This window comes from Opitutia bacterium ISCC 52, assembly GCA_014529675.2.
Taxonomy (GTDB): domain Bacteria; phylum Verrucomicrobiota; class Verrucomicrobiia; order Opitutales; family UBA2995; genus UBA2995.
In genome coordinates, this window is record CP076040.1 from 2,348,705 (window position 1) to 2,367,041 (window position 18,337).

At 48.9% G+C, this 18,337-nt stretch carries 17 protein-coding genes; 5 read left to right on the forward strand and 12 right to left on the reverse strand.

Annotated features, from left to right (window positions below; all coding sequences use genetic code 11):
* Positions 1-35: 35 nt before the first annotated feature.
* The 7 genes from GA003_09960 to GA003_09990 all read right to left on the reverse strand — a co-directional run bounded on the left by GA003_09960 (position 36) and on the right by GA003_09990 (position 7,146).
* Complete coding sequence (locus GA003_09960) at positions 36-2,273, reverse strand: CotH kinase family protein (protein QXD30251.1); 2,238 nt, start codon at positions 2,271-2,273, stop codon at positions 36-38.
* A gap of 26 nt (positions 2,274-2,299) precedes the next feature.
* Complete coding sequence (locus tag GA003_09965) at positions 2,300-2,998, reverse strand: VTC domain-containing protein (GenBank protein QXD30252.1); 699 nt, start codon at positions 2,996-2,998, stop codon at positions 2,300-2,302.
* Between the two features lie 11 nt (positions 2,999-3,009).
* The gene (locus GA003_09970; GenBank protein QXD30253.1) at positions 3,010-3,696 is read right to left on the reverse strand and encodes a DUF4956 domain-containing protein; all 687 of its coding nucleotides are present in this window, start codon (positions 3,694-3,696) and stop codon (positions 3,010-3,012) included.
* 140 nt (positions 3,697-3,836) lie between these two features.
* On the reverse strand, positions 3,837-4,286 hold the full coding sequence (locus GA003_09975) for a hypothetical protein (protein ID QXD30254.1): 450 nt from the start codon (positions 4,284-4,286) through the stop codon (positions 3,837-3,839).
* 146 nt (positions 4,287-4,432) lie between these two features.
* Positions 4,433-6,067, reverse strand: coding sequence for a sodium/solute symporter (locus tag GA003_09980; protein ID QXD30255.1), 1,635 nt, complete (start codon positions 6,065-6,067; stop codon positions 4,433-4,435).
* A 12-nt stretch (positions 6,068-6,079) separates the two neighbouring features.
* Positions 6,080-6,394, reverse strand: a complete 315-nt coding sequence (gene rhaM, locus GA003_09985; GenBank protein QXD30256.1) for an L-rhamnose mutarotase — start codon at positions 6,392-6,394, stop codon at positions 6,080-6,082.
* An 8-nt stretch (positions 6,395-6,402) separates the two neighbouring features.
* Positions 6,403-7,146, reverse strand: coding sequence for an alpha/beta fold hydrolase (locus GA003_09990; protein QXD30257.1), 744 nt, complete (start codon positions 7,144-7,146; stop codon positions 6,403-6,405).
* A gap of 133 nt (positions 7,147-7,279) precedes the next feature.
* Here GA003_09990 and GA003_09995 point away from each other — a divergent pair, with 133 nt between their 5' ends.
* A complete protein-coding gene (locus GA003_09995; protein QXD30258.1) occupies positions 7,280-8,662 on the forward strand; it encodes a sulfatase-like hydrolase/transferase in 1,383 nt (460 codons plus the stop codon).
* 12 nt (positions 8,663-8,674) lie between these two features.
* Here GA003_09995 and GA003_10000 read toward each other — a convergent pair whose 3' ends face one another.
* The 3 genes from GA003_10000 to GA003_10010 all read right to left on the reverse strand — a co-directional run bounded on the left by GA003_10000 (position 8,675) and on the right by GA003_10010 (position 12,311).
* Positions 8,675-9,730 (reverse strand): ABC transporter permease, encoded by a 1,056-nt coding sequence (locus GA003_10000; GenBank protein QXD30259.1) that lies wholly within the window; start codon positions 9,728-9,730, stop codon positions 8,675-8,677.
* Positions 9,731-9,744: 14 nt separating this feature from the next.
* Positions 9,745-11,232 carry a sugar ABC transporter ATP-binding protein gene (locus GA003_10005; protein QXD30399.1) on the reverse strand — a complete coding sequence of 496 codons (1,488 nt, stop codon included), beginning with the start codon at positions 11,230-11,232 and terminating at the stop codon, positions 9,745-9,747.
* 65 nt (positions 11,233-11,297) lie between these two features.
* Complete coding sequence (locus GA003_10010; protein QXD30260.1) at positions 11,298-12,311, reverse strand: substrate-binding domain-containing protein; 1,014 nt, start codon at positions 12,309-12,311, stop codon at positions 11,298-11,300.
* Between the two features lie 214 nt (positions 12,312-12,525).
* Between GA003_10010 and GA003_10015 the strand changes: the two genes are divergently transcribed.
* From GA003_10015 to GA003_10030, 4 genes are read left to right on the forward strand one after another with little or no spacing between them, the layout of a single operon-like run.
* Complete coding sequence (locus GA003_10015; GenBank protein QXD30261.1) at positions 12,526-14,055, forward strand: MFS transporter; 1,530 nt, start codon at positions 12,526-12,528, stop codon at positions 14,053-14,055.
* Positions 14,056-14,063: 8 nt separating this feature from the next.
* Positions 14,064-15,566, forward strand: a complete 1,503-nt coding sequence (locus GA003_10020; protein QXD30262.1) for a hypothetical protein — start codon at positions 14,064-14,066, stop codon at positions 15,564-15,566.
* Between the two features lie 57 nt (positions 15,567-15,623).
* Positions 15,624-16,022, forward strand: coding sequence for a HEAT repeat domain-containing protein (locus GA003_10025; GenBank protein QXD30263.1), 399 nt, complete (start codon positions 15,624-15,626; stop codon positions 16,020-16,022).
* A complete protein-coding gene (locus GA003_10030; GenBank protein ID QXD30264.1) occupies positions 16,019-16,618 on the forward strand; it encodes a c-type cytochrome in 600 nt (199 codons plus the stop codon). The genes GA003_10025 and GA003_10030 overlap by 4 nt, the downstream gene beginning before the upstream one ends.
* On the opposite strand, the gene GA003_10035 is transcribed toward GA003_10030, so the two are convergent.
* Both GA003_10035 and GA003_10040 read right to left on the reverse strand, forming a co-directional pair.
* Positions 16,615-17,568 carry a D-2-hydroxyacid dehydrogenase gene (locus tag GA003_10035; GenBank protein QXD30265.1) on the reverse strand — a complete coding sequence of 318 codons (954 nt, stop codon included), beginning with the start codon at positions 17,566-17,568 and terminating at the stop codon, positions 16,615-16,617. The genes GA003_10030 and GA003_10035 overlap by 4 nt on opposite strands.
* Positions 17,569-17,570: 2 nt before the next feature.
* Complete coding sequence (locus GA003_10040) at positions 17,571-18,320, reverse strand: RraA family protein (protein ID QXD30266.1); 750 nt, start codon at positions 18,318-18,320, stop codon at positions 17,571-17,573.
* Positions 18,321-18,337: the final 17 nt, after the last annotated feature.

Here is an 18,337-nt window from a genome sequence, read left to right on the forward strand (position 1 = left end):
ACAAAGCGCCTTTCCTCCCACCTCTAGTAGTCAAATCAAGGACTAATCTTTTTAGCTCCTGCCACGTCTTCATTGCCTAGAAGATACGCCTGGCGCCGCTCCATAAACCCTCGCAATGTCCGCTCCTCATCTACCCCACCATTATCAAAAGCCGCGTAGAATGCCTCTGTGGTATCCAGCTTGCGGGTATCCTCTTCGACCACTTCTTCGATCAAAGCCTGATAACGAAGGATCCTCGGCCCGCTCTTTTCCCAATCGAGCCAGTTCTCAGCAATATCGCGGACATAGCTTAAATACCGGGCGCGTAGTTCAGGAACCAACAATAGCTTCGAAGCAAGCGGCTTACTTTCGTCGTTCGCCAGCACCAGTGGATCCAAATCGACGCCGCCACCGCCGGGTCGACCTCCTCCTGGAGCACCACCGGCACCTCTTCCTCCTGCAGGTCCTCCGCGGCCGCCCACTCCTCTGAATCCACCAGGATTTTGTCCACCCGCAGCTCTCTGACGGAGCCTCGACAAGGTTTGGTCCAATCCTTCAGTTAATTGATCCACGGCGAGTTCGTTGTTTTGATCTTCATCCCACTCCGCGTACCAATCCCCCAAAAGCTTCAGGAGATCAGAATGCATCACAAAACCATCTCCATCCGCATCGATTGATCTAAATAAGTAGCGGCCCGTAAACCCAATCGGTGAGAATCCCCCACGTCCTTGAAAAGGCTGACCACCTTCATTGCCCCATTGACTCAAGGTAGAAATGAATTGTTCAGCAGTCATACTCGCCGAGATATCCATCTCAGATTCCGTAAACCAGACATCGGCGATACCCACAAACTCGTCACGATCAATTTGGCGATCGTTGTTTACATCAGCCTGAGCAATAAGGCCAGGCGCCAAAAATGTACCAGGCGAAAAGCCTCCCGGTCCACCGCGGCCTCTTCCTCCTTGGCCACGACCTCCGCGAGCGCCACCTGGGCCACCACCTCCACGTCCGACCGAAAAGGTCTCGTTGGCATCGTAAGGGAAAATATGGAATTTTCCATGTGGGTCCTGATAAAGGTTATAGTCACTTGCTCGAGTCCAGAAGCCGTCCCCGTTTACAAAAACATTGTCCAGAGCAAGAAACTTAAGAACACCATCCACATTGAGAATTTGAGCAAGTGCACTTTCGAGTAATTCGCTTGGCGCATTGTTTAAGGTATCAAAAAGAAGCATGAGCCCAACCCAACTTTTTGGATCCTCTCTGGTCTTAAGCTCGAAGGTCGAGCGGTAGGAATCAATATCGTCTCCCAAATAGCTAAAGCCACCTTGACCTAGCGGACTTCCAGGTACCTTCCAACGGGCACCCATAGGAGTGCCAAAGAAGTCCCTGGTGAAGTTGGAATCAAACTGCTGCACATTGATATACAGTCCCCAGCTTTCACCATTAATCACCAAGCGGACAAAATTCGCTTTAAATGCCGGAATGTACTGCCGAGCAATTTCGTAGTATAGCACGTTTCGAAGGAAGGTCGGATCACTGTGAGAATTAAGTAGATTCAGTGTATTGTAGCCGCCGATTTCCTGTTTCGGATATACCATATCGAGTGTCAGATTTAGAGGGCGCTTCCGACCACTCCCGATTGAGCTATAGGACGTGTTACCGCGGAACCGAACACCTACATGACGAAGTTTCTGGCCATCGACCTCCAGGCTTGCCGGCACATCAACATCGGTATCATGAAACTTCTCAAGCTCGTCCTCCCAATCATCACTTTCGAACTCGAGGAACAAACTACGTAAAGTAAATGGATCATAGAGTGGCGCATCGGGATAGGAAGCCACATCTGAAGGTGTCATTTGTGGACCCGTTTCTGGCTCTCCTTGATCACCTCCACCGCCACCAAATCTTCCTCCTCCACGAAAGCCACCACGGCCACCGCCTGGACCTCCATTGGCTCGCTCGGTTTCCAAATGCACAAGCGCTGCTTCTCGTTCGGTCGCATTGAGCCAGCCGTTGTTATCCTCATCGAACTGCTCAAGAACTTTGGTGGTCTGACGCCTAGCTCCACCTGGACCTGCTTGTCCTCCCGGACCTCCGGCTCCTGGTCCTCCGAAAGCAGGTAAGTCCGCTATATCTGAAAGTGCATCATTCTCCAAAGAAGCAGCCTCTTCATCTGGTAAAGCGTTTGACCGGACGACCAAAATCAGGACAACGGCTACCACTCCCAAGGCCCCAACACCCAAGATCAAGTCGAGCACCGAAGAACGAGGAAGATGGGAAAGTGGGCGTTTCATGAGAACTTTAAAATTTTAAATTTAGCTCAGGCACGACGAGTCGCTTCAATACCTAGCAAGTATTTGGAGCAGCGTACTACGCGGCAGGGAAACCAACCCGCAATGTCAGCGGCATCATCCGGATCGGCCGGCATGTATTTAAGTTCAATAACGACCGAGTATTCTTCGGGCGACTGACTCGCCAGGGATTCAGTTGTGTTGTCAGGCTCGTAGAAAGATAGATTGGAATCCACCGTCAGGCGTACTCGGCCATCCCCACTGAGGTAGTAATGACGATGATAGCGATTAATCAGGCTGGGTTGCCGATAATCGAGACAGGACCACAATAAATTCTCTTTTTCGAGATCTCTCAACATATCCCTTAAAGTAGACTCCGTCAGACTTCCATTCAGGGACATGGGAGTTAATACGCTTGAGCGCTTCCCATTCACAATACCCCGTTTATGTTTAATTTCAAAAACAGGTTTAGGGATCGATCCTCGCAGCTCACCGTACCAACGGATCCGGCTCTTGCTTCTAATAGCCAGGCCTGTGACGTGGTCGTGATAATCGTTCAATCCTTCCGAATCGAGATAAACATTATTCACCCAACGTGGCGGAAAGGCCTCATGAAATCCACAAGGATGCTGACGAACCAAGGCTAACACCTCCGCTAGAGCATAACCAGCCGGAACCAGCTTGCGCTCGTGGCGAAATTCTTCACTTGCCGTAATCACAACAGGCATCGAGGATGGGATTAATGATTTAAGCCGCCATCCTCAACGCAACTTATCTCAACCGACGGGCTGAGTTTACGGACACTCTCGCTAAACGATTCAATACCTTGGGCATCCGTAAAACCGACGCGGAACGAAGCTCGCATGAGCTCAGGCCCATCATCCATTCGCCTCAAACTGGCCGTGGCTCCAACACTGGCGAGCGCATCCAGAATCTGCTGAGTATTCAGTTTATCAGGAGCGGAACTGTTAATGGTAAGAAATAGATTTCCCGAATCGGTCTTTGGACGGGATAGGCTTCTCAATGCTACGAGCCCAAGGATCAAAACAAAGGCGACTACCGTTACTAATCCCTGGCCTGCTCCCAAACCTAACCCAACGGAAATTGCCAGGAATAGAAAGGCCAGCTCCTCGGGTTCCTTAATGGCCGCCCTGAAACGAACAATCGAAAGCGCCCCTACCAAGCCAAGTGATAAAGCGAGCGATGATTTCACAATGCTGATAATCAGCGTCGTTGTCACCGTCAGTAACAGGAAGTTTCGGGCAAACTGTCGTCGATTGGAAAGAGCGGTGCCAAAGCGAATGTAGGCGAGGCCCAAAATCCAACCTAGCAGAGCAGCCGTTAGCAGGCTAATGGCGAAAGTCGGCAGTGACTCGATAGTCACGGGGTTCATGAACAATTCATTGAAGCTATTTTTTAGTTCCATAAACTTGGCGTAATATTTCGTAGGCTATCTGCTACAGATTCCTCAATTGGATAACTAATGGATCAGTAAAAAGGTTACGATGAATTTAATCCATAAAAAATCGCTGGACCTTATACCTGTATCCAATCGACGAATGCACCTCAGAATTCATCAAGATCGTTTCCGAGTATGACCTTACCGGAATAGAGAGCCTCAACTTCAGTCTTCGCTGTTTCAATCGGAGCACCGTAATGAAGAATATGAGTCAGCACAAGCACCCCGGGCTTTGTCTTGTTCGCAATTTCAGCAAGCTCGCTGGTCAGCGTATGCGCGGATCGATGATAAGCCTGCCAATCAGGCGGCAGCGCTTTCCAACCCTCCTCACTGATGACCTCATGAATGAGAATATCGACTCCTTTTGCCTTTTCTAGGAGCTTCTCACTATAGCTTGTATCACCGGAGAATACGATCGATTTGTCCGAAGTCACAATTTTGTAGCCATAGGCAGGATGAATGGAGCCATGACTGACAATAAAAGCCTCCGCCGGCATCAAAAAGAAAAGCCTCACCATTAGAGCTGATGACAAGGCCTGAACCTGAACGTTCTTCATCTGGAACTGGGGTACCTGTGCTCAAAAGAATCTCCCTTGTTTGTGCCTCAACATAGACAAATCCACTGATTACAGATAAGATCAACAGAATGGGTTTCAAGATTATCATGGTTTTAAAACTACGGAGAATTGTATTAAAACAAACCCTACATAAACAACAAGTAGATACCCACGTAAACAACTCCCACAATGCCAAGCCACAGTTTGAATTGCTTATTCTCAGCAGCGGTGGGCTCCATACCGGTCAAACGGGTGCTTTTCATTTCGGCAAAGGATTCCGAACCGTCGCCTTTCGTAAGGAAAGAAATACCAAAGAGCAGAACAAAACCGCTGACAGTGAGAAACACAGCCCCATGGAGAAAATGCATATCCAAGAATCCTAAACCCATTGAATGTGCCAAGGCATTGAGCGCATTGTTATCGGCGATCAGCCACATAACAAGCCCAAGAACGGACCCAATAATGAGGGTCCAAAACCCAGCTTTACGATTTGGATAAGGTGAAAGTAGTCCTCCTATAAAGCAGGCAAGCAAGCCCCCAACCGAATAGGAATTAAACTTGGCCAGATAATCGAAAAGGAACTTAAAATGTGGAATGACAAATATCGCCCAGATCATTCCCATTATGATAATAACAGCCCCCACGACTCTACCGACTTTCACGAGCTCCTTCTCTGAAGCATTGGGCCTGGCAGGCTGATACCAATCAATGGTGATCAGACTAGATGCGGAACAGATATTGGAATCCACCGAGCTCATCAATGCGGCTACCAATCCGGAAAGCGTGAGGCCAATTAATCCGCTCGGCAATAAAGAGCGCACCATAGCTGAGTAAATCTGGTCCTCAGTCTCAGGAGGCGTGGTAAAGAAGCCGTCTTTGAGCAATACCAACCCGACGATTCCCGGAAGCACGATAATAAACACCGTGAGTGCTTTCAGTAAACCTGCAAACAATCCTCCCATGCGGCCCTGATGAATACTTTTTGCGGCCATCGCACGTTGCACGATCGTATGGTTCATTGAGCAGTAATAAAACGCATGTACCGTTAATCCGAATACTACACCTGTCCAAGGAATAACCGGATGATTGGCCGGGCGAAATAAAGACAGCATATCCTCACCCCCACTCGCTTTCAATGACTCCATCTTGACAAGGAAGCTATCAATGCCACCCGCAGCATGAAGCCCAAAACCGAGCACTAAAAAACCTCCTATAACCAAAATGAACATTTGGAGAAAATCGGTGACCACCACGGCTTTCAATCCACCAATCACGGCATACACTCCTGTGGTCGCACAAAGAATTAAAATCCCAGGCAAAATGGAGTCCCAACCGAACATATCCCGCATGACCTGACCACCCGCATAAAGCGAAAGGGGCACCGCATTTAAACCGATGAATAGAATCGTTATAATCGAAAGAAACTTCCGCGACTCGAGACCGTAACGAATCTCCAGGAACTGTGGGGCTGTTTTTATCCCCAATCGAATGAAGGTCGGCAGAAATATGAGGCCCATCAAAGCAAAACCCAACACTCCAGCCAATTGGTAGTTAGCCACGGCAATCCCCACCGCAACAGCCAAACCAGCCTGCCCCACGAATTGCTCAGCCGAAATGTTGGTGGCAAAGAGAGATGCCCCAATCATTGGCCATCGCATAGAGCGACCGGCGAGGAAGTAATCGTCTGAATCGGAAACCTTGCGACCAATCCGAACAGTTATGATGAAGATAAAGACAAAGTAACAGGCAATGATGGAGAAATCGAGCCAGGAGATATTCATAGGTAATACTAACTATTCAGCGTGAAATACTTCCTTCAAGGGGATTGCCACCGGAGAGTTATCCGGATTGCACTCCATAATATCGGACATATAGGCCCACCACTTTTTAACAATTTCTGTATCCGGCAACTGATCGGCCGTGTGATTATCTGAGAGTTTTTGAACCGCAAAGAGAGTCAGGGTTTCCTCATCGAGGAATATCGAATAATCGGATACACCGGCTGCAGATAACTCTTCTGACAATTCCGGCCAAATCTCGTCATGCCGTTTTTTGTATTCTTCCTCAAAGCCGGCTTTGAGTTTCATTTTAAATGCGTTGCGTATCATCTTCCAATCTATGCCAGGCTTCTAAGCCACGAAACGACAGCTTCTAAAAGCGCTGCTTTGTGGGAGGGTTCGTTAAAACTGTGGTCTGCACCCTCTACGGATAGTAAATCGACCGAATCACCTTTGAGTCTTTTGACAGTTTCGCTGTCCTGAGGAAGCACGACATCGTCACCCGTACCGTGCACCAGCAACCAGGGCACCTCGACCTTGCAAATCCAAGATTCGACATTGCCAACGGTAGTACACAGATCGTTCATAAACAAGGAGGACAGTGGACAATCCGTTTCTTCCCACATGAGTCCTGCATCGGGGACCTCTTCTCCAAACTCTGTTTGAGCAAACGCTTTGGTATCGACCATTCCAGCCATAGATACCAGAGCGTTGATACGCTTGTCCTCTGCTGCCCGAATAACACCTACCGCTGCACCCATGCTATGACCGAGGTAGCACACCTTAGAATAAGATCCAGATACAGCGTTCAACGCAACAGCTAGATCTTCGACTTCCTTGGAAATGTTTGAATCCACAAATCTACCTTCAGAATCACCATTGCCAGAAAAAGAAAAACGGAGGGTATCAATCCCTGCTTTATTCAAAGCATCAGCGGTATCGGCAACTATGGGTCGATCCTTATTCCCCGTGACTCCGTGTCCAAGAACGGCAATCCATTCGCTTTGTTCGGAGTCGTGGTCGCCTTTGGAAAATTCGAAATCCAGCCCCTCCCCTTCCTTGTTCTTTATCGTATCGATCATTTCTATTCTTCAATTTTTCAACAAGACTCATGAGTTTCTTCAACGCGTCAATCGTCTCCTCAGAAATGTTCATTGCAATCGGAGGAATTGAGATACATACAAAATCTTTGCTCTAACCCTGAGATCCAAGTTTATGAGTCGCGCACCTTCATGTATCATTATCACACTACTAACCTACCTGGTCATGACGATACACTCCGTAGCCGAATCTCCCAATTTTGTGGTCATCCTCACAGACGATCAAAGCTGGGTGGGCAGCTCTCTTGAAATTATTCCAGGAGATGAACATACCAAAAGCGATTACTACCGGACGCCCCACATCGAACGGCTGGCCTCGACAGGAATCAGATTCACTCAAGGCTATTCGCCGGCTCCATTTTGTTGTCCTACCCGACGCAGCATTCTGATTGGGCAAACACCGGCTCGCCACATTTATCAAAAAGATCAGCGGAACTGGACCGTGAATTATCGAAAGCAGCTGAGTATTCCACAGATGCTCAAGTCAGCGAATCCCGACTATCGCGCTGCACACTTCGGCAAATGGGACTTTCGTTTCGATGATGTCACACCCGAGGAAATGGGTTACGATATCAGTGATGGGGTTACGACCAATGGCACCGGAGGCGGCAAAGGCAGTGGAGGTCCATCACCTCAGGAAGATCCGAAATTGATTTGGGGCATCACGGAACGCGCGAGTGAATTTATGGAGACACAGTCGCAAGCGGGACACCCCTTCTACCTACAGGTTTCTCACTATGCTGTGCATTTGGATATTTTCTACCGGGAGCAAACGCTCAAGAAAACGAGTAACTGGCGAAAAGGACAGAAACACTCTATGCCGGAATTTGCAGCTATGACATCCGACGTGGATACGGGCATTGGACTATTAATCGACAAGATCGATTCACTCGGGCTGACAGATTCGACTTACATTTTCTTCCTTTCCGATAACGGTGGAAGAAACGGTATTCCTGGTCAGGATGATCCTGAAGTTCACCGAAACGACCCATTGCGCGAAGGAAAAGGTACTGTTTACGAAGGTGGAGTTCGTGTGCCTTTTATCATTTCCGGACCCGGCGTTGATAAAAACGCTATCAGCGATGTTGTTGTTACCGGTCTGGACATCCTCCCGACTCTGGCTGAGCTTGCAGGTTATAAGAAGGCTCTACCCAAGGCCCTAGACGGTGGTAGCCTGAGCCCAATGATTCACAATGGGGGACGTGGAAAGGTTCAGCGCAATAATCCCTTTTTCATCTTTCACCAGGCAGTTGCTCGCGATGCCGAGACATCCCTAATTCTCGGCGACTATAAATTAGTCAAAACCTGGGATAGGGATCGCCTTGAGCTCTTCGACATATCCAAGGACATCGGTGAATCGAAAGACCTTTCTAAAAAGAATCCCAAGAAGGCAGAGGAACTCCATCGGCACATGGTAAACTTCCTAAAAGAGGTCGGAGCCGAAACGAGGAAAGTCGGATCCAAAGCTGAGGTCTATGAAAACGCGAAGCCTCTATAATTTCCCCATCACTTAAACTAATTTCCGGTGGTGTAATCGATCGACGGCCACAGCCAGAATAATAATTACTCCGATTACCATTTCCTGCACCCATTTGGGCCAGCCCATTTGCTGTCCACCCATATAAAGGATGGTAATAATCAGTGCGCCAATGATGGTTCCGAGAATGGAGCCTTCACCCCCAGAAAAGCTGGCACCCCCGATAATCACAGCGGCGATGACAAAGAGCTCATACATGACGCCCGTCGTCGGTTGCCCCACTCCACCAATGTAGGAAAATTGCATGAAGCCAGCCAATGCGCAAAAGAACCCAGTTAATCCATAAACGATAAGCTTGGTTCGCCCAACAGGCACACCACACAAGCGAGCTGTTTCTTCATTGGATCCCACTGCATAGACGTGACGTCCAAAGCGCGTGTATTTCAAAATAAAGGACGCTACCGCGATACAGACGATCAAGATCCAAACGCCAGCAGGAAATATCATCCAACTCTTTGCCTGATTAGTGAGCGTCGGATCCATCAGCCCACCTATCCAGGTTTCTTCGGGGGGATAAATGTCTCTTTCGCTGGCAATCCCTTTCGCCAATCCACGAATAATTCCCATCGAGCCCAGGGTTACAATAAACGGCACCATCCGCAGCCTGACGATGATAGCACCATTGAGTAACCCCACGGCAGTCGATGCACCGATGGCGAGCAGGCAAGCCGCGATAGGAGTCATGAAAGGGTACTGGTGAACTAAATACACCATTTCCCCTGCAGGGCCATCGACTTGAATATTCAAAGTCCAAGCTACCACCACCACCGCCAATGCGATTATGGATCCGACGGACAAATCAATACCTGCAGCGATGATCACAAAAGTCATCCCAAGGGCTGCCGTTGCATAAACCGAACTTTGACGAACAATGTTTTCCAGGTTTCTTAAGGTATAAAATTTTCCGTCTTCGACGAAGATGGCAAAAAACATAAAGACGATGACCAGTGCGAGAAACCGGGCAGCGATATTAATCCAGGTCTTAGATCCGGAAGAACTGAAAAGCTTATTAATTGCAGAGATGCTCATAGGAAAAATAATCGTTAGTTCTCACCAATGGCGGCTGCCATCAATTGGTGTTCATTCCACTTGCTTACCGGACGTGCCTCACTCAGCACGCCTCGACACATGACAGCGATGCGATCGCATATGCCGAGTAGTTCTGGCAGATAGCTGCTCACAACGAGTATGGCTTTGGGTTTGCGGCCCTGCGATTCGTCTCCGCGGGCGAGCGAATCAATCAGACGGTAAATCTGAGCCTTCGACCCAACGTCAATTCCTCGGGTTGGCTCATCGAGTAATAAAATATCCACATCGGCATGAAGCAATCGAGCAATGGCCACCTTCTGTTGATTGCCTCCAGAAAGGTCACTTGTCATTTGTCCAGCCGACTCACATTTGATCGGAATTTTCTCGATCCAGGGATCACAGACCGTTCGTTGCTTTGCTGGCATCACCAAACGCCCTGGTCCCAGATCGTCCAGTTTAGGTAAGGTGATGTTGTCAGCAATACTCAGGCCCAACGCGAGCCCCTGCGTCTTGCGATCCTCACTGACCATACCGACGCTTTGGTCCCAACTGAGGGCAGGTGTTTTTAATCCTGAGTAAGCGCCGACCTTAACCGTTCCCTGCGCAACCGGCTCCAGCCCAAATATAGACTCCAGAAGCTCCGTCCGTCCCGCACCAACTAATCCGGCAACGCCAAACACTTCACCTTCATGCAATTGAAAACTGGATGATCCCGACTTGGCATGACCGCACAAGTTTTCCACTTCCAATTTAACCGAGCCATGAACGTGTTCATTTCTTGGGTACAGGTTATCCACATTGCGCCCAACCATGAGTTCGATGATTTCTTCATTACGAGCCTCTGCTGTAATTCCACCTCCGACACTTTCACCGTCTCGCAATACAGTAAAATGATCACTCAAGGTCTGCACCTCTTCAAGAAAGTGAGAGATATAAATGACCGCGATCCCCTTTGCTGAAAGCGAACGAACCAGATCGAAAAGCTTTTGTATATCTTGAGCCGTTAATGAGCTCGTTGGTTCATCCAAAACGAGGACACGACTATCCAGAGCCACCGCACGGGCAATCTCTACGAGTTGCTGTTGAGCGATAGACAAATGACTGACCGGCGTTTCTGGGTTCACGGATTCTAATCCCACCGTTGCCATAGCCTCACTGGCCAGGCGTTTCATTTCCTTCCATTTCACCAATCCCTTATTCGCAGGTTCGATCCCAAGAAGAATATTCTCCATGGTTGAAAGGTGCGGCGCCAAAGACAGCTCCTGATAAATCATTGCCACACCCGACTCTCTGGCGTGTAGCGGGTTCATCGGAGTATAGGGCTCACCATCTAGAAGCAGCGTTCCACTATCAGGTGAATGAGCCCCGGAAAGCACCTTCATTAAAGTGCTTTTACCAGCACCATTTTCACCGACCAGTGCTAATATTTCTCCCGGATTTACAGAAAGATCCACACCTTTCAGTGCACGCGTAGCACCGAAACTCTTTTCGATACCGTGCATTTCCAGCCGAGGTGTATCGCTCACAATTCGGTCAATCTGGTTGATGAGTTAATTGATCCGTCGATCTATTTTAAGCCTACTAGCGTGCGAATGTCGGCCTCATTTTTCAGGCGTTCCGCGGTGACCACTTCAACGCCAGTATCAATTAAGGCATCCACCGTTTCACCCCTGGAAACTGCCAGTGCCGTTTTTACAGCAAGGTAGCCCATCTTCTCAGGACTCTGAACAATGAGCGCATCGATTTTCCCAGACTGGACTTCTTCAACCAGTTTTTTGGAGCTATCAAAACCAACAAAGGTTATATCCACTTCAATTCCGCTATCTCTTAAATCATCCATGGCCGAAGACACACCCAATGTGGCGGTCAGGTTCGCGGCAAATACGCCGTCGATATCCAGTTTGCCGTTTTGAATGAAACGTTCGAACGTATTGGCAACCACACTCTTGGAACCTTCAAGCGTTCCGGATTCAGAAAATGGGTCAGCAACGATCTCATGACCCGCTGCTTTGGCAGCCTCAATAAATCCATCCGAGCGTTTGGTGGTGCTCGCCGTTCCTTGGACATAACGAAATACGATGATCTTCCCCTTACCGGAAAGCTGCTCAGATAGATAATCAGCGCCGAGCTTGCCTCCCAGTTCATTGTCGGTAGCCACAAAACTGGAGTGAGCATTCCCGTCGACACCCGAGTCAAAAACGACCACGGGAATTCCGTTATCAACGGCCGATTGAACCGGTTTTCTTTGAGCCTGATTATTGAGAGGTGCCAATGCGATGGCATCTACTCCCAGATTGATCATATTCTCAATGATTTTGGTCTGCTCGGCGATTTCAGTTTCGGTCACTGTGCCTTCCCATTTTAAATCAATATCCAACTCTGTAGCGGCTCTACGAGCTCCGGCTTCGACGGTTTCCCAGAAGTCACCACCGGTTGCTTTGGGGATAGCGGCTATGGTGGTTCTATCACTACTGGAAGATCCTGAACCACCGTCCTCAGATGAGGAACATCCGGAAATTAGAACCAGTAAAGAAAGGGCTGAGATAAAAGTGAGAAGGCTAGATTTTTTTGAATTAGTCATCGATATGGAATTAAATCGCCTCATTTATTTATGGATAAACAGGACCTTCAAGGAGGAAAAAGCGCATTCTATAGCTAAGCAAGAAATAAGGCCATCCCCCATTTACAGGATAACCCTTCTTTTCCTTAAAAGTCCTCATACTAGAGAAAGGGCATTGCAGCATCCTTGAATCCTCTAAAGATAGATGTTTCAGTTTCCCCATCTATCCCAATTCATGAGCTCCCATAAACCTACGAATGTACGCTGGCTGGTCCTAGGCCTTAGTTCGATGATCTCCTTGATCCTCTATGTCCACCGTTACACTTGGACAATTATACGGCCGCAGCTGGAACAAGAGTATGGATTCTCAAATACGCAATTGGAGTGGATATTCACATCGTTCCAGTTCAGTTACGCCTTAGGACAAATCCCCAGTGGCATTGTCTCTGACTTTTTTGGAGCGCATATCTTTCTAAGTTCTAGCATCGCGGTGTGGTCCCTTTGCCTGGTCCTCTTTGCGAGCGTTGGTAGCATCTGGGCTTTTGCAGGAGCGCGGGTTCTGTTCGGAGCCGCACAAGCGGGAGCCTATCCTAGCCTAAGTGGCATTTCCGGCAGGTGGTTCGTTCCATCTAGCAGAACCACACTGCAGGGATTTATCTCAAGCTTCGCAGGCAGAATGGGCGGTGCCTTGGCCCCGGTCATTATGGCTACCGTTCTAATCGGACACTTCGGTTATTCCTGGCGGATGACACTGGTCATCATGTCGGGAGTCGGCATACTGTTTGCGGCTGTATTCTTCATTTTATATCGCAACTCCCCGCAAATAGATGGCCGCGTGAATGATGAGGAGTTGAAACTCATTCAAGAAGGCACGGAACCGAAAGGGCTCACCGTGAGAACTCTCACTCCCCTCGTCATTGCATTACCTTTAACCATCCTCTACTATAACTGGGTCACGGTCACATTTCTCGTCGTCGCACTCGCATTTTTTCTTAATCCCATGGTCTCAGCCATCTTCGGCAGGAAAAAATTCAAGCATAGCGATGATACTAACTCCGAATCATCGAAGGACTCAGCCAAGAAGCCCGAACGAAAGATCCTCAAGCTTTCCAATGCGATCAAACATCGCAGCTATCAGTTGCTTCTATTTCAACAAACCGCGAATGCCGGTGCGGACGTCGTATATACATCAGTATTGGGAAGTGTATTTGTCGCCAAAGGTGTATCATGGACTGAATTAGGCATGTTTGCCAGTCTTCCCCTCATTGGAGGCGCCATTGGCGGCTATGTCGGTGGTTACCTGAACGATGTACTATTCAGGATTCTGGGAAACAGGCTCTGGTCACGTCGCATCATGGGGGCCCTGGGAAAAGCCATCGCCGCAGGTTGCCTGCTTATTGCTATATCACAAACAAGCGCAGAGGCCCTGGCATGGGGATTGTTTGTAGTAAAATTCTTTAGTGATTGGTCCCAACCTACCGTTTGGGGAGCCTGCACCGATATAGGAGGACCCAATGCCGGAACCGTATTCAGTGGCGTAAATATGATGGGGAACATAGGAGCCTTGGTAATGCCGTTGGTCGTTGGCCCCCTGCTCGATCATTATTCGACTATGGAAACAGTCGGAGGCGAATTAATCCGAAACACCGACTACGTCCCCATGTTCATACTCGTTGCCTGTCTCTATTTGGTAAGTTCAATCACCTGGCTATTCATTGATTGCACCAAAACCATCCAATCCGAGACCAAACAAGAATCAGAGTAATTTTAAAAATGAAACTCTGGAAATCCGTTTCAGTTTGCGCGCTCTTCGCCTACAACCTCTCTGCACAAATCCCAAGACCTGACGATGCACCTCAACCACGCTCGCCAGAAGAAAGTGCGGCTTCATTTAAGCTGCCTCCAGGTTTTCAAATGCAAGTGCTGGCCAGTGAGCCGTTGATTGTTTCCCCCTCTGGTATTTGCTGGGACGAACAGGGGCGTATGCTTGTAAGCGAGCTCCATGGGTACAATCTGGAGGGTCACCTCGATATCGAAGAGCTAGACAAGTCTGGAATGCTCGATACTCAGGTTCGTCGTGTGCAAGCGAGTGAGGAGCATAAGAAAGAAGCAGAGGAAGGTAGCTATGGGGTTATCAAACTACACAGCGACACGGATGGCGATGGCCGCATGGACCAGGCCAATATCTGGGCAGATGATTTGCCTCCAGCTTATGGATTGGTAGCGGCCCGAAAAGGCGTGATTGTAGCCTGCGCTCCGGATATCGTTTATCTGGCAGACCTCGATGGAGATGGGACAGCTGAAACACGGGAGACATTATTCACTGGTTTTGCCACCGGCATGCTCGAGCGAGGCATCAATGCTCCACTGTGGGGAGACGACGGATGGATCTACTTTGGGCGCGGTTGGCCGGGAGGAACTATTACCGGACCGAATTTTGATGGGAGCATAGAATTGCCTGACTCCGATTTTCGGATACGGGCAGACGGATCTGCCATTGAACCTGTAACAGGTGGAACCCATACCCTTGGATTTACCATGACACAGGGCGGAGATCGCTTTGTCATTGGAACCACAGTGCCCGGTATTTTCATCGCCCCACTTCCCTATCAGTATCAACTGAGAAATCCCAATATCGCGGCTAGCAATATTGAAGTTCGAACGGGAGATGCCCGAGCCTACTCCTTGGCTCCTGCACATCCCTGGCGAAGCAAGCGGGCCGATCACCCTGGCTACTTTAGCTTCTATAACTCTCGCTTCGGCGCACCGGAAATTGATCCCAATGGCTGGTTCACCGCTGCCTGTGGAAACTTTATATATCGAGACAACGTACTGCCAGATCCGCAGGGACAACTGTTCGCTTGCGAGCCATCCGTAAATCTCATTCACAGAGCGGAGGTTCGCCAAGATGGATCTGCTCTGAGCCTTCATCGTTTAGCAGAAGAAAGTAACTCAGAGTTCGCTGCCACGACTGACCAATGGAGTCATCCCATAAACTTGCTTCATGGTCCGGACGGAGCGATCTGGGTCGTCGACTACTATCGCGAAATCATCGAAGACTACTCCGCCATCCCCCGTCACCTGCAGCAGCAATACGAACTCTACAATGGAGCCGACCACGGTCGTATTTATAGACTGACTCACAAGGAAATCAAAAAAGCACCTTCTGCGAACCTCAGCAATTTATCCACGGCAGGCCTAGCAAAGAAATTACTCAGTCCCATCTACTGGCATCGGCAAACTGCCCAGCGATTATTGATTGAAAGAAACAGTTAGAGCACAAGCAAGGAACTGATTCAACTACTGGAGAATCATTCCGATAATGAAGCAGCTGTGATTCCTGCCCTCCATGTATTGAATCGTTTAAACAAACTAAGAGCCGTTCAACTGATTCCCTATTTAACTCACCTCAGTGCTGATGTCCGCATCCACACGATTCAATTGTGCGCTTCCAGGTTAAGCGATTCAGACCTCTTAGAAGCAGTCATTCAAGCAGCCAATAAGGAATCGAATGCACGGGTTCAAATCGAGTTTGCATTGGTCCTTGGCGAAACCCAATCACCGGCCAGCCTTCCTGTTCTGGCGGACTATGCGAGGAAGTCAATTGAGACGCCTTGGATGGCAGACGCGATTCTGAGTTCTGTCCATGGAAGAAGTGCAAAGTTACTCGATATCCTTCTTAAGGAGGGTCACGAAGCAGATCCCTTTATTCAATTTATGCCCCCGGATTGAAACTGACTGATCCTCGAGCAAAAGCTGCCCTGGAAGTGCTCAAGAACAACCAGGATGACGTCGTTTCAAATTTTGCAGCTACTCTGGAAAACAGTTTAAACCAGCCGACTAGCTTTAGCAGTACACCAGCCCCTGAAATTCCAAATGGCTCCTCAGCAGCATACGAAGTTAGTGATGAGACCTTTCAGACATTCACCGAAGCTCTCAGTGAAGAACGTGATTTATCAGCCGGACACCAAGTCTTCAAACTGCACTGCGCGCTTTGCCACAAAGTTGGCGAAGAGGGTAACGAGGTAGGGCCCGACGTATTAGGCGAAGCCGGCGTGGCCGAAGAATCCCTGCTTCGACATGTTATCATTCCCAATGCTCGAATACGCCCTGAGTTCGGAACGACCTACGTGATCATGAAAGATGGCAGCCTGGTAACTTGCTTGCTCAAGGAAGATGGACCCACAGGTATTACGCTGACCATTCCCGGCGGGATCCAACAAACCCTCTTGAGGAAAGATATTGAACGTATCGAACGCCGTTACGCCTCAATGATGCCACCCAAGGATATGGCGAATCTGTTGGGTTGGATAAATAGCCAACTTTAATTAACCCGATTGATCGCCTCACCACGCTGAAAACTACGAAGATTTTCAACCGCCATATCCATCAAACGGCTTCGGGCGGCCTTGGTCGCCCAGGCAATATGAGGTGTTATAAAGCAGTTTTTTGCTAAAAACAAGGGGTTGTCTTGGCTGGGAGGTTCTGAAGACAAGACGTCCAATCCGGCGCCAGCAATTTGCCCTGCATTAAGGGCCAAAGCAAGGGCACTCTCATCTACGAGCTGACCACGACCGGTGTTTATCAAGATAGCGGAATCTTTCATCTGCTCGAGACGGTCCGTATTGATCATGTTTTCTGTTTCATCCGTAAGCGGACAGTGAAGCGATATATAATCACTCTCAGCAAAGAGCTCATCCAAAGTAGCCCAAGTGACTCCATTCGGAGCTGGACGACTGGTATCTCGAGTTGTGGCAATGACCCGCATCCCAAATCCTTGAGCAATACGAGCCGTGGCACTGCCAATCTGGCCAAGCCCGACAATACCTATCGTCTGGTCTTTTAACTCAATCAGCGGGAAGTTCCAGTAGCAGAAATCCGGATTAAGCGACCAACCACCCGCCATGGCATCACGAGCCTGATCCGCTAGCCGGTGAGTAAAATTCAGGATATGAGCGAACACCATTTGGGCGACCGAATCGGGACCGTAACCTACAACATTACACACGGGAATGTCTTTCTCGGCCGCGGCATCTACATCAACGATGTTTACTCCGGTTGCCAGAACACCGATGTATTTTAAGGATTCGGTGCTAGCAATCGTTTCGGCCGAAACAATGGCTTTGTTAGTAATCAATACGTCGCAGTCTTTTGCTCGTTCCTGGACTTCCTCAGGAGAGGAGCGATCGTAAACCGTCAAATCTCCAAGCGCCTCCAGAGCATCCCAATTCAGATCCCCGGGGTTCAGGGCATATCCATCTAATACTACAATCTTCATTTTTAGGACCACTCTCCTCCTTGATTAAACTTTTCCTTCGCAGCCTTTCCAAATTCCGATCCCGCCTGCTTAAAACTCTCCAAAATTTCTTCAGTGGATTTCCCATGCGTGGAGCGGGCCGCTGCGATCACCGTGTTGCACTCGTTTTGATCCATAAAGACCGAGGCATCTAAAAGGGCTTCTTCATCTTCAGGAGGTATCGCCATAAAACCGTGTTTGTCCGCGTGAACCAACTGACCGGACTGTATTTGCTGTCCAAATACTTCTACGTCACAGCCCCATTCGACTGGAGTCGAATAGGCATGACCCACGCAAAGACCGCGACAGAGTGCTTTAAATCCGGCATTCTTCATTTCATCTACATCGCGGATGGCTCCATCCGTAATGGTTCCGACACAGCCCAAAGCTCGGTGAATATTGCTATTCACTTCCCCCCAATACGAACCGATCATCACCGGCTTGTCCAAATCCTGAACGATCACGATTTTGGGGCCCGGCACACTGGCCACATAGCGTCTGTATTCATCTACTTTATTTCCTTTGTTTTGCGTATGCGCTTTGACCGACGGCTCAAACTTCACCGTGACCGCATGTCCAACCATAGGCCCCATCTCGGGCATATAGTCCGTAACCGGCTCCAAATTAAACGCGTCTTTCGTACGGTCGTGCTTGGTGATTTGTTCCCAACCATTGTAGATAGTGGGGGTATTCCAGCGTTTTAGCTGAAGGAGTGTTGCGTATGATAAGGGCATAGTAAAATTTAGAAGTG